13 protein-coding genes are annotated in these 14,195 nt (G+C 70.6%); 11 read left to right on the plus strand and 2 right to left on the minus strand.

Annotated features, from left to right (window positions below; genetic code table 11):
- Positions 1-82 precede the first annotated feature (82 nt).
- The 6 genes from ISP_RS43425 (at position 83) to ISP_RS43450 (ending at position 6,841) form a co-directional block, all read left to right on the plus strand.
- Positions 83-1,372 (plus strand): ABC transporter substrate-binding protein, encoded by a 1,290-nt coding sequence (locus tag ISP_RS43425; protein WP_013230134.1) that lies wholly within the window; start codon positions 83-85, stop codon positions 1,370-1,372.
- Positions 1,369-2,265 carry a carbohydrate ABC transporter permease gene (locus ISP_RS43430; RefSeq protein WP_013230135.1) on the plus strand — a complete coding sequence of 299 codons (897 nt, stop codon included), beginning with the start codon at positions 1,369-1,371 and terminating at the stop codon, positions 2,263-2,265. The genes ISP_RS43425 and ISP_RS43430 overlap by 4 nt, the downstream gene beginning before the upstream one ends.
- Before the next feature lie 29 nt (positions 2,266-2,294).
- A complete protein-coding gene (locus ISP_RS43435) occupies positions 2,295-3,080 on the plus strand; it encodes a carbohydrate ABC transporter permease (protein ID WP_013230136.1) in 786 nt (261 codons plus the stop codon).
- 241 nt (positions 3,081-3,321) lie between these two features.
- Positions 3,322-5,049, plus strand: coding sequence for a TIGR03767 family metallophosphoesterase (locus tag ISP_RS43440; RefSeq protein WP_013230137.1), 1,728 nt, complete (start codon positions 3,322-3,324; stop codon positions 5,047-5,049).
- A gap of 56 nt (positions 5,050-5,105) precedes the next feature.
- Complete coding sequence (locus ISP_RS43445; protein ID WP_013230138.1) at positions 5,106-5,507, plus strand: PaaI family thioesterase; 402 nt, start codon at positions 5,106-5,108, stop codon at positions 5,505-5,507.
- 71 nt (positions 5,508-5,578) lie between these two features.
- Positions 5,579-6,841, plus strand: a complete 1,263-nt coding sequence (locus ISP_RS43450; RefSeq protein WP_176742198.1) for a peptidase C39 family protein — start codon at positions 5,579-5,581, stop codon at positions 6,839-6,841.
- Between the two features lie 38 nt (positions 6,842-6,879).
- Here the strand turns inward: ISP_RS43450 and ISP_RS43455 are convergent, their stop codons facing one another.
- Complete coding sequence (locus ISP_RS43455) at positions 6,880-7,329, minus strand: carboxymuconolactone decarboxylase family protein (RefSeq protein ID WP_013230140.1); 450 nt, start codon at positions 7,327-7,329, stop codon at positions 6,880-6,882.
- A 77-nt stretch (positions 7,330-7,406) separates the two neighbouring features.
- On the opposite strand from ISP_RS43455, the gene ISP_RS43460 reads away from it, so the two are divergent.
- From ISP_RS43460 to ISP_RS43470, 3 genes are all read left to right on the plus strand, one after another.
- Positions 7,407-8,270 (plus strand): sigma-70 family RNA polymerase sigma factor, encoded by an 864-nt coding sequence (locus tag ISP_RS43460; protein WP_013230141.1) that lies wholly within the window; start codon positions 7,407-7,409, stop codon positions 8,268-8,270.
- Between the two features lie 221 nt (positions 8,271-8,491).
- Entirely contained in the window at positions 8,492-9,589 is a 1,098-nt protein-coding gene (locus ISP_RS43465) for an S-(hydroxymethyl)mycothiol dehydrogenase (RefSeq protein ID WP_013230142.1), read from the plus strand.
- Between the two features lie 65 nt (positions 9,590-9,654).
- Positions 9,655-10,209, plus strand: coding sequence for a gamma-glutamylcyclotransferase family protein (locus ISP_RS43470; RefSeq protein ID WP_013230143.1), 555 nt, complete (start codon positions 9,655-9,657; stop codon positions 10,207-10,209).
- Here ISP_RS43470 and ISP_RS43475 read toward each other — a convergent pair.
- Positions 10,187-11,806, minus strand: a complete 1,620-nt coding sequence (locus tag ISP_RS43475) for an FAD-binding oxidoreductase (RefSeq protein WP_378250509.1) — start codon at positions 11,804-11,806, stop codon at positions 10,187-10,189. The genes ISP_RS43470 and ISP_RS43475 overlap by 23 nt on opposite strands.
- 97 nt (positions 11,807-11,903) lie before the next feature.
- On the opposite strand from ISP_RS43475, the gene ISP_RS43480 reads away from it, so the two are divergent.
- Entirely contained in the window at positions 11,904-12,467 is a 564-nt protein-coding gene (locus ISP_RS43480) for a TetR/AcrR family transcriptional regulator (RefSeq protein WP_013230145.1), read from the plus strand.
- Positions 12,464-14,005 carry a glycerol-3-phosphate dehydrogenase/oxidase gene (locus tag ISP_RS43485; RefSeq protein WP_013230146.1) on the plus strand — a complete coding sequence of 514 codons (1,542 nt, stop codon included), beginning with the start codon at positions 12,464-12,466 and terminating at the stop codon, positions 14,003-14,005. The genes ISP_RS43480 and ISP_RS43485 overlap by 4 nt, the downstream gene beginning before the upstream one ends.
- The last annotated feature ends 190 nt before the right edge of the window (positions 14,006-14,195 follow it).

The following is a 14,195-nucleotide window of genomic DNA, read 5'->3' on the forward strand; positions in this document are numbered from 1 at the left end:
AGTCTCATGCCTCTGGCGGTCACCATAGGGGACCCTGACCCCCCTATGGTGGCCTTTCAGAGCACGTCGGAGGGTTCTGGGGATGCAGCGGAACAGGCGGAGTTTCCTCGCGCTGGCGGGAATGGGCGCGCTGGCGACGGCGTGCGGGTCGAACACCGGGCGGCAAGGTGACCCGCCGCCCTCGACGGCGTACTCGGCGGGGCCGCCGCCGTCGGACGCCCCGAAGGCCGCGCTCCAGCAGTGGTACCACGCCTACGGCGAGGAAGGCGTCCAGGACGCCGTCAAGCGGTACGCGTCGAGCTACCCCGGCGCGGCCGTGACGGTGCAGTGGAACCCGGGCGACTACGACTCGAAGATCGTCACCGCGCTGCAGAACAGCAAGGTGCCCGACGTCTTCGAAGCGCAGGTCAAGATCGACTGGGTGCGGCAGAAGCAGGTCCTCCCGCTCGACGACGTCATCGGGCCGGTGAAGGGCGACTTCAGCCCGGCCGTGCTGGCCGCGCAGACCGTCGAGGGCCGGGTCTACGGCATCCCGCAGGCCACCGACACGCAGGTGCTCTTCTACCGCAAGAGCCTGCTGCAGGCCGCGGGCGTGCAGCCGCCGCAGACGGTCGACGAGCTCGTCGACGCGGCCGCGAAGCTCACGAAGGACGGCGTCAAGGGCCTCTTCGCGGGCAACGACGGCGGCGTCGGCGTGCTCACCGGCCCGCTGCTGTGGTCGGCCGGGCTCGACTACCTGAAGAACGGCAACCGCGAGGTCGGCTTCGACGACCCGCGCGCGGCGACCGCGCTGGGCAAGCTGCACACGTTGAACGCCAACGGTTCCCTGCTGCTCGGCGCGCCGGCGGACTGGTCGGACCCCGGCGCGTTCATCGACGGGCTGACGGCGATGCAGTGGACCGGGCTGTGGAACGTGCCGAAGATCCGCCAGGCGTTCGACGAGGACTTCGGCGTCCTGCCCTTCCCCAAGCTGGACGGCAGCGGCGCGCCGTCGGTGCCGGTCGGCGCGTACGGCGCGATGGTGAACGCCAAGAGCGCGCACGTCACCGAAGCCAAGGCGTTCGTGAAGTGGCTGTGGATCGACCAGACGCAGGACCAGCTGGAGTTCGCGACGAAGTTCGGCTTCCACGTGCCGTCCCGGCAGAGCCTGATCGGCCGCGCGGACAACCTCAAGTCCGGCCCGGCCGCCGACGCGGCCCGGTTCGTCCAGGAGAACGGCCACCTCGTCGGCGGCCCGGTGTGGACGCAGCCGTCGAACACGGCGCTGTCCGACGCGGTCGCGAAGATCGCGAAGGAGGGCGCGGACCCGGCCGCGCAGGTGAAGACCGCGGTCGAGGTGGCTCGGTCCGAGCTGAAGCGCCTGTTCGGATGACTCGGCGCGATGCGCGCGCGTTCTGGCTGTTCGTCGGACCGTTCTTGCTCGGGCTGGCCGTCTTCGCGTACCTGCCGATCGGCTGGAGCGCGTACCTGTCGTTCTTCGACGCGCGCAACACGGTGACGCCGACCGAGTTCGTCGGGCTGGGCAACTACGGGCACATGCTCACCGACGAGCCGTTCCTGTCGAGCTTGGGGACGTTCAGCGTGTTCGCGGTGTTCATCGTGCCGCTGACGTTCGTGCTGTCGCTGGCACTGGCGCTCGGGGTCAACCAGCTGCGGTTCGCGCGGGCGTTCTTCCGGTCGGTGTTCTTCCTGCCGTTCGCGTGCTCGTACGTGGTGGCGTCGCTGATCTGGAAGACGTCGCTGTTCTCGGGTGTCCGATATGGACTGGCGAACACCGTGCTCTCGGTCTTCGGCGTCGATCCGGTCGCCTGGACCGGGACGGTGCACCCACCGCTGTACTGGGTGGTGCTGGTGACCGCGCGGCTGTGGCTGCAGCTGGGGTTCTACATGATCCTGTTCATCGCGGCCCTGCAGCGGATCCCGGTCCAGCTCTACGAAGCGGCGTGGCTCGACGGCGCCAAACCGGGCTGGCCGGTGTTCCGCCACATCACGCTGCCCCAGCTGCGCGCGACGGCGGTGGCGGTGTTGCTGCTGAACCTGATCAACGCCTACCAGGCGTTCGACGAGTTCTACAACATCATGGGCGACGCCCGCGGCTACCCGCCGTTCGCCCGGCCGCCGTTGGTCTACCTGTACTACACGTCGCTGGGTTCGGGCGGCCAGGACCTCGGCCGCGGCAGTGCCGGTGCGGTGATCCTGGCGCTGCTCATCGCGCTGGTGACGGTGCTGCAGGGCCGGGTGCTGCGCTTCGGGCGGGCGGCGTGAGGGCGTTCCTGCGGTGGGCTTGCCTGTCGGTGGCGGCGGTGCTCTTCCTGCTGCCGTTCTACCTGCTCCTGCGCAACGGCCTGGCGTCGCGAGCGGACCTCACGTCTCCACAGTGGACGTTCTTTCCGTCCACAGTGCACTGGGAGAACCTCTCGCGGCTGTTCTCGCTTTCGGACGTCCCGTTCGCCCGCAGCCTGCTGAACTCGCTGCTGGTCGCGACCCTGCAGACGGCCGGCCTGCTGGTGATCTGTTCCCTGGCGGGCTACGGTCTCGCGCGGATTCCCTACCGGCATTCCCGCGTGGTCTTCTACGCGGTGCTGGCGACGCTGATGATCCCGACGTCGGTGACGTTCGTGCCGAGTTTCGTGGTCGTCTCGTCGCTGGGCTGGCTGTCGGACTTCCGCGGCCTGGTGATCCCCGGGCTGTTCAGCGCATTCAGTGTGTTCCTGTTCCGGCAGTACTTCCTCGACTTCCCGCGTGAACTCGAGGAGGCCGGCCGGGTGGACGGCCTGAGCCGCTGGGGCGTGTTCTGGCGGATCGTGGTGCCGAACGCGAAAGGGTTCTTCGCGGCGATCGCGGTCATCACGGTGATCGGCAGCTGGAACGCGTTCCTCTGGCCGCTGATCATCGCCCAGTCGCCGGATTCGTGGACGGTCCAGGTGGCGCTGTCGGGCCTGCTGACGGCGCAGAACCCGCAGCTGAACCTGCTCTTCCTGGCGGCGGCGGTGTCGATCCTGCCGATCGTGCTGCTGTTCGCGTTCCTGCAGCGGTACCTGGTGCGCGGGGTGGCCGAGTCCGGTTTGGGCGGCTCGTAACGGCCCGGTCAGTGCGGACTTCCGGCCCCGGCGATGCAGTGAATGACTCATTCATGACGTCCGACGACATGAATGAGTCATTCACTGAGTCGGACCCCCAGCGGCGGAAATGACCACGACCTTCGGCGGTACACCCACCCCGACGCCTGTGACAGGGTAGCTCGAAATGTCACGTTCACCGGCCGGTCACCGACGTCCGGCACGGTGCTGGGCAACCGAGAAGACTGGGGAGCGAACAACCATGGCCGAACTCACCCGGCGCACCGTCGCCACCACGGGCGCCGCCGGTCTCGGACTCCTGCTCTGCACGCCCACCGCGAACGCCCTCGACCGCGCCCTCCGGCTCACGAGCACCCGCTCGGTCACCACCACCGGCACCACGCTCGAACAGGTCGCCACCGGCGGGAGCACCAGCACCTACTCGCGCCTGTCCGCCGGCCCCGGCTGGCCGCTGGTCGTCCGGAGCGAGCTCGCCACCCCGAAGAGCGGCCGGGACGACCGGCGCCGGGCGCTGTCCGCCTTCGTCCAGTTCACCGACCTGCACATCACCGACGCCGAGAGCCCCGCGCGGTTCGAGTACCTGCACCCCTTCATCGGCTCCGCGCACCGGCCGCAGGAGGCGCTCGGCACCGTCGCCACCAGCGCGCTGGTCGAACGGGTCAACAGCGTGCGGCAAGGCCCGTTCACCGGGCGGCCGTTCGACCTGATGGTCACCACCGGTGACAACACCGACAACCACGAGCTGATCGAGCTCGACTGGTTCCTCAAGGTCCTCAACGGCGGCACCGTCACCCCGAACTCCGGCGACGCGAACGCCTACGAAGGCGTCCAGAGCTCCGGCAACGACGAGTACTGGAACCCCTCGATCCCCGGGGTGGGCGGCAAGTACTCGGCGAAGGGCTTCCCGCAGGTCCCCGGCCTGCTCGAAGCGGCCATGAAGACCTTCACGGCGCCCGGCCTCGACGTCCCGTGGTTCTGCACCTTCGGCAACCACGACGACAGCATCGTCGGCTCCCTGCCGGCGCAGATCCCCGGGATCGACGCCTGGTACACCGGAAAGTACAAGGTGATCGGCAAGGACGAGACCACCGCGAAGAAGCTCGCCGACGCCATCAGCAAGCCCGGCGCCGGCGTCCCGGTCGCGGAACTGTTCGGCGGCAGCGGCACCATCCGCGAGATCACGCCGGACGCGCGGCGGCGCCCGTTCAGCACCGGCGAGTTCGTCCGCGCCCACCTCGACACCGCCAACACCGGCCCCGGCCCGGCCGGGCACGGCTTCACCAGCGCCAACGCCGACGGCCAGAACGTCTACTACACCTTCCGGATCGCGCCGGGCATCACCGGGATCAGCCTCGACACCACCACCGACGCCGGGTTCGCCGACGGCTCGATCGGGCTCGCGCAGTACTCCTGGGTCGAGTCGACGCTGAAGCGCAACAGCTCGGCGTACTACGACTTCTTCGGCCGCAAGGTCACCCACGCCGTCACCGACGAGCTGTTCGTGCTCTTCAGCCACCACACCAGCGGCTCGATGGGCAACCTGCTGCCGGACTCGCGCCACCTGCTCGACCCGCGGCTGGACGGCAACGCCTTCGTCGCGCTGCTCAAGCGGTTCCCGAACGTGCTGGCCTGGGTCAACGGCCACACGCACCTCAACAAGATCACGCCGCACGCCGGGAACACGCCGCAGCAGGGCTTCTGGGAGATCAACACGGCGTCGCACGTCGACTTCCCGCAGCACGCGCGGATCGTCGAGGTCGCCGACAACGCCGACGGCACGTTGTCGCTGTTCACCACGCTGATCGAGGCCGAAGCGCCGTACGCCGTGGACTACGGCGACCGGACGCCGCAAGCGCTTGCGTCGCTGTACCGCGAGCTGTCCTACAACGACATCCACGTCGACCTCGGCCGGGTCGGCGCGGCCGAGGACCACAACACCGAACTGCTGCTCGTCAACCCGCTGAGCTGAGCGCGTTACGCCGGAGGTAATCGCCCGGCGGTGGATATTCGGGCAAGCTGCCGGGCATGACCGATCCCGAGGGCACCCAGCTGTTCCACCGCTCGATGCCGTTTTCCGAACGCCTCGGCGTCGAGGTCCTGGAGCACGGGCGCGAGCTCGTCCGCAGCCGGCTGAAGTGGGACGAGAGCCTCTGCACGCTCGGCGGCGCGCTGCACGGGGGCGCGCTCATGGCGCTGGCCGACTCGACCGGCGCCGTGTGCGCGTTCCTCAACCTGCCCGAGGGCGGCCAGGGCACGACGACCGTCGAATCGAAGACGAACTTCCTGCGCGCGGTGCGTTCGGGCTACGCCGTTGCGTCGTCCAGACCACTGCACGCGGGCCGCAAGTTCGTCGTGGTGGAGACCGAAATCCACGACGACGACGGCAAGTTGGTCGCGAAAGTGACACAGACGCAGGCCGTCCTTTAGGTACCTGTTTACAGACAGGGCCGGAACGGCGAAAATCCCTGGCTACTGGGTGGGCCGATCAGGGAGCCGGGATGCGCGTACGCGAGTTGTTCACCTTATTGTCAGTGGTCGTGTTGTCTGCGGTAACCGCGCAGGTCGCCGAGGCCGGGCCCGTCCACCCGCGCGACGACGAGGCGATCGACTACCACGAGTGGACCGGCGGCCGCTTCCACGAAGGCGGCTTCGCCGGGCTCGCGCTCACCCACGACGGCCTGCGCCTGACCCACCCGATCGGCACGGTGGAGCACACCGAGCCGGAGCTGGGCACGACGAGAACTTACGAGTACGGCCAGTGGACGTCACCGGCGTACCGGCCGGGCTTCGGCGCGACGCAGCTGGTCGCGTCGTGGAACGCGAAGACGCCTGCGAAGACCTGGCTGCAGGTCGAGGTGCAGGGCCGGACATCGGCGAACGCCGAAACCGCGTGGTACGTGCTCGGCCGCTGGGCCAGCGGCGACGCCGACATCCTGCGCACCAGCGTCGACGGCCAGGACGACGCGAACGCGCTGGTCGACGTCGACACGCTGGTCATGAAGGCCGGCGTGACGCTGAAGTCGTACCACCTCCGGGTCAGTCTCTACCGCGAAGCCGGCTCGGGCGCGACGCCGTCGGTGAGCCTGCTGGGCGCGATGACTTCGGCCGTTCCGGACCGCTTCGAGGTGCAGCCGACGAAGCCCGGGCGGGCCACCGGGATCGAGCTGAAGGTGCCCGCGTACGCGCAGAACCTCCACAAGGGACAGTTCCCGCAGTACGGCGGGGGCGGCGAAGCCTGGTGCAGCCCGACCTCGACCGAGATGGTCGCCGAGTACTGGGGCAAGAAGCCGTCGGCGGCGGAGATGGCGTGGATCCCGGCGGACTACGTCGACCCGCAGGTGGCGTTCGCGGCGCGCTACACCTACGACCACGCCTACGACGGCACCGGGAACTGGCCGTTCAACACGGCCTATGCGGCGTCGCGCGGGCTGCGCGGCCACATCACGCGGCTGCATTCGCTGAACGAGCTGGAGACCTACATCGCGCGCGGCATCCCGGTGATCACGTCGCAGTCGTTCCTGTCGTCGGAGCTCGACGGCGCCGGCTACGGGACGGCGGGCCACATCATGGTCGTCGTCGGCTTCACCAAGGACGGCGACGTGATCGCGAACGACCCGGCCTCCAGCAGCAACGACCGGGTGCGCAACGTCTACAAGCGGGACCAGTTCGAGAAGATCTGGCAGCGGACGAAGCGCTACCGCGCGGACGGCAGCGTCGCCGGCGGCCCCGGCGGCATCGCGTACATCATCACGCCGGCTTGACGGGTTCGGCGGGGCGCCTCGCCGGCGCCCCGCCGGACTCACCAGGTCTTGCCGGCCTGTTCCCGGATCGCGCGGTTGATCCGGTTGAAGAAACCGGTGAGCGCGATGTGCAGGACGATCGCGGACAGCTGCTGCTCGTCGAAGTGCCCGGCGGCGGCCGCCCAGATCTCGTCGGTCACGCCCGGCTGCCCGTCCTGGATCCGGGTGGCGGCTTCGGTCAGCGCGAGCGCGGCGCGCTCCGGCTCGGTGAAGAACGGCGTCTCGCGCCAGGTGACGACGCTGTGCAGCCGGTCGTCGGTCTCGCCCTGCCGCTTCGCCGCCTGCACACCGGCGTAGGTGCACGGGGCGCAGCCGTTGATCTGGCTGGCCCGCAGGTGGACCAGCTCCAGCAGCAGCGGATCGACGCCGGCGGCGTGCACCACCTTGAACAGCTGCTGGACCGCCCCGGTCACGTCGGGATCGCTGCGGGTCTTCAGCCGTGGTTCCATCGGTCCTCCATCGGTTACCTGTGCCCCTCCGGGCTCGTCATGTCCACGACGGAGCAGGAGCGAGGAAGGTAACGAGCATGACCGACACGCTGGCCGAGAGGTTCGAAGCGCAGCGCGACCGGCTGCGCGCGGTGGCCCACCGCGTGCTCGGTTCGCACGCCGACGCCGAGGACGTGGTGCAGGAGGCCTGGCTGCGGCTGTCGCGCCAGGACGCGGCGTCGATCGAGAACCTCGACGGCTGGCTGACGACGGTGGTCGGCCGGATCAGCCTGGACGTGCTGCGCGCGCGGAAGTCCCGCCCCGAGGCGCCGTACGAAGAGATCGTCGTGACGGCCGACGACAGCGCCTCCCCGGGCGAGAACGCGGAGCTGGCGGATTCGGTGGGGCTGGCGCTGCTGGTGGTGCTGGAGTCACTCGGCCCGAGCGAGCGGCTGGCGTTCGTGCTGCACGACCTGTTCGCGGTGCCGTTCGAGGAGATCGCCCGGATTCTCGGCAAGTCCACGGCAGCGGCCAAGATGCTCGCCAGCCGGGCCCGCCGCAAGGTCCGCACGCCGTCGCCGTCACCGGCCGGGTCGTTGCAGAGGGAGGTGGTCCAGGCCTTCCTGACGGCGGCCCGCGACGGCGACTTCGAGCAACTGCTGCGCGTGCTCGACCCGGACGTGCGTTTGACGGTCGACACGCCGGACGGAGTGGTGGTGGTCCTGGGAGCGACGAACGTGGCGGCGGGCGCCCGCATCGGCGCGGCAGCGGGCGGCCGCGCGGTGTTCGTCGGCGGCTTGCCCGGCGTGGTGGCGTGGCGCGAGGACGGGACACCGATGTCGGTGGTGGCGTTCACGGTGGTGGACGGGCGGATCGTGAGCATCGCGTCGGTGGCGGACCCGGTGAAGCTCGCGTCGATGGAGCTCCCGGAGCCGCCGGAAACTGTCGGTGGTGCTCGGTAAGCTGGAATCCGGGGGCCGGAGGTCCGCATGGTTCGCCGAGCGTGCGCACCAGGAGGAGCACCGGCCGCCGAGCGGCAGCCCACGTCACCAGCCTCGTCAGTTGCGCAAAACGCAACTCGTTGCGTCTTCACCACCGAACCTCACTCCTGCGGATGTCGCCATCGCCGCATGATCCGTGATTAGCTGCGGTCGACCAGCAGCGCAGCCGGAAGGTGGTTCGAATGCCGTACGAGGTCCAGGGGGTTGTTTCGCGGGCGAAGGGCGAGCCCGTCTCGCTGGAGACCGTCCTCGTGCCCGATCCCGGTCCCGGCGAAGCCGTCGTGAACGTCCAGGCCTGCGGGGTCTGCCACACCGACCTGCACTACCGCGAAGGCGGGATCAACGACGAATTCCCGTTCCTGCTCGGCCACGAGGCCGCCGGGGTCGTCGAGGCCGTCGGCGAAGGCGTCACCGATCTCGAGCCGGGCGACTACGTCATCCTCAACTGGCGCGCCGTCTGCGGCACCTGCCGGGCCTGCAAGCGCGGCAAGCCGTGGTACTGCTTCTCGACCTTCAACGCCGCCCAGCCGATGACCCTCCAGGACGGCACCAAGCTGTCGCCCGCCCTCGGCATCGGCGCCTTCCTCGAGAAAACCCTTGTCCACAGCGGACAGTGCACGAAGGTCGACAGGGCAGCCGAGCCCGCCGTTGCCGGGCTGCTCGGCTGCGGTGTCATGGCCGGGCTGGGTGCGGCCATCAACACCGGCGCCGTCACGCGCGGTGACTCGGTCGCGGTCATCGGCTGCGGTGGTGTCGGGGACGCCGCCATCGCCGGCGCGAAGCTGGCCGGCGCCACCACCATCATCGCGATCGACCGGGACGACCGGAAGCTCGACTGGGCCAGGGACTTCGGCGCCACGCACACCGTGAACAGCACGAACCTCACCGAGGCGCAGGTCGTCGAGGCGATGCAGGACGCGACGCACACCTTCGGCCCCGACGTCGTCATCGACGCGGTCGGCCGCCCCGAAACCTGGCGGCAGGCGTTCTACGGGCGCGACCTGGCCGGCACGGTCGTGCTCGTCGGCGTCCCGACGCCGGACATGCGGCTGAACGACCTGCCGCTGATCGACTTCTTCTCGCGCGGCGGCTCGCTCAAGTCGTCGTGGTACGGCGACTGCCTGCCCAGCCGGGACTTCCCGATGCTCGTCGACCTCTACCTGCAGGGCCGGCTGCCGCTCGACAAGTTCGTCACCGAGCGCATCGGCGTCGACGGCGTCGAGCAGGCCTTCGAGCGGATGCACCACGGTGACGTCCTGCGCAGCGTGGTGACGTTCTGACCCTCTTCACCGACGACGAGTACCCGGCCGAGCCCTACCCGGGCGCCCGGCCGGGCCACTCGTTCGTGCACGTCGACGGCGTCGGGCACCCGCTCGACGCCGCGCCGGACGGCTGGCGAGACCGGATGGCCGTGCTGGCCTACGGCTCGAACGCGAACCCGTCGAAGATCACCTGGCTGCGTGCCCGGCTCGGCCTCGAAGGCCCGGTCGTCGTGGCGCACGCACGCTGCGCCGGGCTGGCCGCGGTGTGGGCGGCCGGCTTCCGCGTGGTCGACGACCAGCGCCCGGCCACCCTCACCGCGTTGCCGGGCGTCGAAGAGCACGCCATCTGGTTCGTGACGCCGGACCAGCTCGCCGTCCTCGACCGCTGCGAAGGCCGCGGCACCCGCTACCACCTGGCCCGGCTGACCGAGCCCGACATCACCCTCGAAGACGGCACGCGCCTGATCGACGTCCACACCTACGTCGGCGCCGCGCCGATCCGCTATCCCCTGCTGGTCGACGGCGCGCCGGTGCGCACCTCCGACGTTCCGCAGACCGAAGCGGCCCGGCTCGACGGCGTCGCGGCCGACGGCCACGGCGTGCCTTGCGAGGTCGTCACACCAGCTTTCCCGGGTTGAGGATCCCGGTCGGGTCCACCGCGGACTTGGCCGCGCGCAGCACTTCGACGCCCAGCGCACCGATCTCCGCGCTCAGGTACGGCGCGTGGTCGACGCCGACGGCGTGGTGGTGCGAGATCGTGCCCAACCCGGCGATCGCCTCGCAGGCCGCCGCCTTCGCGCGCTGCCACTGGCCGGCCGGGTCGGCTTCGTCTCGGGCCGTCAGCACCGTGAAGTAGAGCGACGCACCGGTTTCGTAGGCGTGCGAAATGTGGCACATGATGATGGCTTTGCCCAAAGCGGCCGTCAGCGCCGCGCGGACGTCGTCGCGCAATTCGTCCACATTGGACCAATAGGCGGCCGTCTCGAGCGTCTCGACGCAGATGCCCATGTCCAGCAACGTGTCCCGCTGCCGGGGCCCGGCGAACCGGCCGTGCCGCCACGATTCGCCGAGGGCCTTCCCGACGCGCACGGCACCCGAGGCTTTCAGCCGCCGAGCCGTCTCACGGCGGCGCAGCGCCACATCGTGCGCGGTGCCTTCCCAGCCCACGATGAGGAAACACGGCCGCCGCACGCCCCTTGCGGCGAGGTAACGACGCAGTGCCGCCGTCTTCACCCCCGCGTTCAGCGCGAGCGACACCTCCGTTTCGTCCACATCGGACAGCCGGGTGACGTCGGCGAGCGCGTGGTGCTGCGCGAGGTCCCGCACCGCTTCGGCGCCGGCGGTCCAGCCCGGCAGCGCGTAGCCCTCGTAGCGCCGGACCGGCGGCGCCGGCCGCACCCGCAGCGCGACTTCGGTGATCACGCCGAGCGTGCCCTCGCTGCCGATCGCGAGCTGGCGCAGGTCCGGCCCGGCCGCGGACGCCGGGGCGACGCCGAGCTTCCACGGGCCGCGCGGGGTGGCCAGCCGCACGCCGGTGACCATGTCCTCGAACCGCCCGTAGCCCGACGACGCCTGGCCGGCCGAGCGCGTCGCCGCGAAGCCGCCGATCGTGGCGCGCTCGAACGACTGCGGGACGTGCCCGAGCGTCAGGCCGTGCCCGGCGAGCAGCCGCTCGGCTTCGGGCCCGCGGACGCCCGCCTGCAGGACGGCGATGCGCGACTCGGCGTCCACCGACACCAGCGCGTCGAGCCGGACGAGGTCCAGCGCGATCACCGACGTCTTCTCACCGCGCAGGGCGGCGACGCCGCCGACCACCGACGTTCCACCGCCGAAGGGCACGACGCCGACGTCGTGCCGGACGCAGACGTCGAGCACGGCCTGGACCTCGTCCGGATCGGCGGGCAGCACGACCGCGTCGGGCACCGGGAAGTCCACTGTGGGACGGCGGCGCCGCACGAGGTCGAGGTAGGACAGCCCGGTCGCCCGCGCGAGCCGGGCCGGGGCGTCGACCAGCACGTTCTCCGCGCCGACCACTTCAGCAAGCGCTTCCTCAGCAGGTTTTGCCAGTTTCGGTGACGGTATTTCCACCGGCAAATCGGCCGTCGGAGCAGCACCGGGGGCCGTCTGGCCTATACGCTGTTCAAGCCACCTGGCCGCACGCGCGGGCAGCGGGGCGGCGCCGGCGGCTTCCTCGGTCCAGGACCGGCGGAGGCGGTGGTCAATAAGAGCGTTCACGACTACAGTGTGACATATGGACGTTAAACGTCACACTACGCAGACGGCAGGTTCCTCCGCGCTCGCGGACACCCGCAACCGCCAGACGGCGACGCGAGTGGCCGATGACGTGCTGCTCGACGCCGCGCGCTCGTGCGTGCTGGCCGTCGGTGTGCGCCGCACCACACTCGCCGAAATCGCCCGCACCGCCCGCGTCAGCCGGATGACGGTCTACCGCCGCTTCCCCGACGTCCGCAGCGTGCTCGCCGCCCTGATGACCCGCGAGTTCAGCGGGTTGCTGCGCACGGCGAGCGAAGGCGGCGCGGACGCCGCGCACAGCCGCGCCCGGCTCGTGCTCATCGCGGCCGCCGGCGTCCGCGCGCTGTCGACCGACCCGCTGTTCCGCACCCTGCTCGACGTCGACCCCGAGCTCGTCCTCCCGTACATCGTCGAGCGGCTCGGCGCGACGCAGAAGTTCGCCGAGCAGGCACTGCACGCACTGCTGGACGCCGGCCACCGGGACGGCTCGATCCGGCGGGCGCCGGTCGCGGTGCAGTCGAGGTCGGTGCTGCTGGTGGTGCAGTCGTTCGCGTTCTCGCTGCGGCCGGCCACCGTGGACGTCGACGAGGCGGCGCTGATGGCGGAGTTCACCCACGTGCTCGACGCGGCATTGCGGCCATGACGTCCGGCTCGCTCAACGCGCGGCGCCGCGAACGCGAGCTTGCGGAGCTGGCATCGGGCGAGCGGGTCGACGTCGTCGTGGTGGGCGGCGGCGTCACCGGCACGGGTATCGCGCTGGACGCGGCGTCGCGGGGCCTGTCGGTGGCGCTGGTGGAGGCGCACGACCTGGCGTTCGGGACGTCGCGCTGGTCGTCGAAGCTGGTCCACGGCGGCCTGCGGTACCTGGCGCACGGCGAACTCGGCTTGGCGCACGAGAGCGCGGTGGAGCGCGGGATCCTGATGACGCGCACGGCACCGCACCTCACGCGCGCGATGCCGCAGCTGTTTCCGCTGTACCCCGGCACTTCCCGCGTGCAGGAGAGGGTGGTCGCGGCCGGTTTGCGCGCCGGCGACGTGCTGCGCCGGGCGGCGCGCACGCCGTCGTCGGTGCTGCCGGGGCCGCGCTCGATCCCCTCTTTGGAGGCGCTGGCGCTGGCACCGGGTCTTTCGCCGCACGGTTTGCGCGGCGCCTTGCTGGCCTACGACGGCGCGCTGGTCGACGACGCGCGACTGGTGGTTTCCCTCGCCCGGACGGCGGCCTCGTTCGGCGCACGAATCCTCACGCGGCTGTCGGCCACTTCGCTTTCGGCGGACCGGCTTCAGGTGCGCGACGGTCCTTCCGGTTCCACTGTGGACATCCACGCACGCCAGGTGATCAACGCGACCGGGGTGTGGGCAGGGACGCTGACGGGTTCAGTGCGGCTGCGGCCGTCGCTCGGTTCACACCTGGTGCTGGCGCCGGGGACAGTGCCGATGGGGACGACGTCGGTCAACATCAGCCTGCCCGGCGAGACGAACCGGTTCGTCTTCCTGCTCCCCCAGCCGGACGGGCGCGTCTACTTGGGACTCACCGACGAGCCCGTTTCGGGACCGATCCCTTCCGCACCGGTGGTTCCCGAGTCCGATGTGGACTTCCTGTTGTCGCTGGCTTCGTCGGTGCTCGCCCGGCCGCTGACCCGGGCGGACGTCGCCGGGTCGTACGCGGGGTTGCGGCCACTGGTCGAGGGAACGAGCGGCCGGTCGGCGGATCTTTCCCGCAAGCACGCGGTCCTGGCGGCCCCGGACGGGCTGTTGACCGTGGTGGGCGGGAAGCTGACGACCTACCGCCGGATGGCCGAGGACGCGGTCGACGCGGCGGTGCGGCTGACCGGGCTGACCGCTTCCCCGTGCCGCACGGCCCGGTTGCCGTTGCTGGGGGCGGCTCCCCGGCCGGAGTTGTCCCTGCTGGACGCGACGCCCCGGCTGGTGGCCCGCTATGGCACGGAAGCCCCGCGCGTGGCGGCGTTGGGCGAGCTGGACGCCGAGTTCGCGGCCCCGGTGGCGCCGGGCACGGAGATCACGGCGGCCGAGGTGGTGTGGGCGGTCCGGAACGAGGGGGCGTTGGACGTCGAGGACGTCCTGGAGCGCCGGACGAGGCTGTCGTTGATCCCCTCGGACGCCGAGGCCGCGCGGGCGCGGGTGGCGGAACTTGTCGACAAATCGCTCGCAGGCTTGGCCTGACGCCGGCGACGCAGCTTCCCCGCTCTCCCTGGCGGGGGCGTCCCCAAGTCCAGTCTATCGGCCCCCACCGACAAAACCCCCGTTCAGCCGCTCGAACCACCAACCCATCCACATCCCACCCACGTTGGGCACAACCGGGCTTGATGTTCTCTTGAGTTGACGTCCCGTTGGGTTTTTGCAACAGTACGTT

The organism is Amycolatopsis mediterranei, from assembly GCF_026017845.1.
Classification (GTDB): Bacteria; Actinomycetota; Actinomycetes; order Mycobacteriales; family Pseudonocardiaceae; genus Amycolatopsis; species Amycolatopsis mediterranei.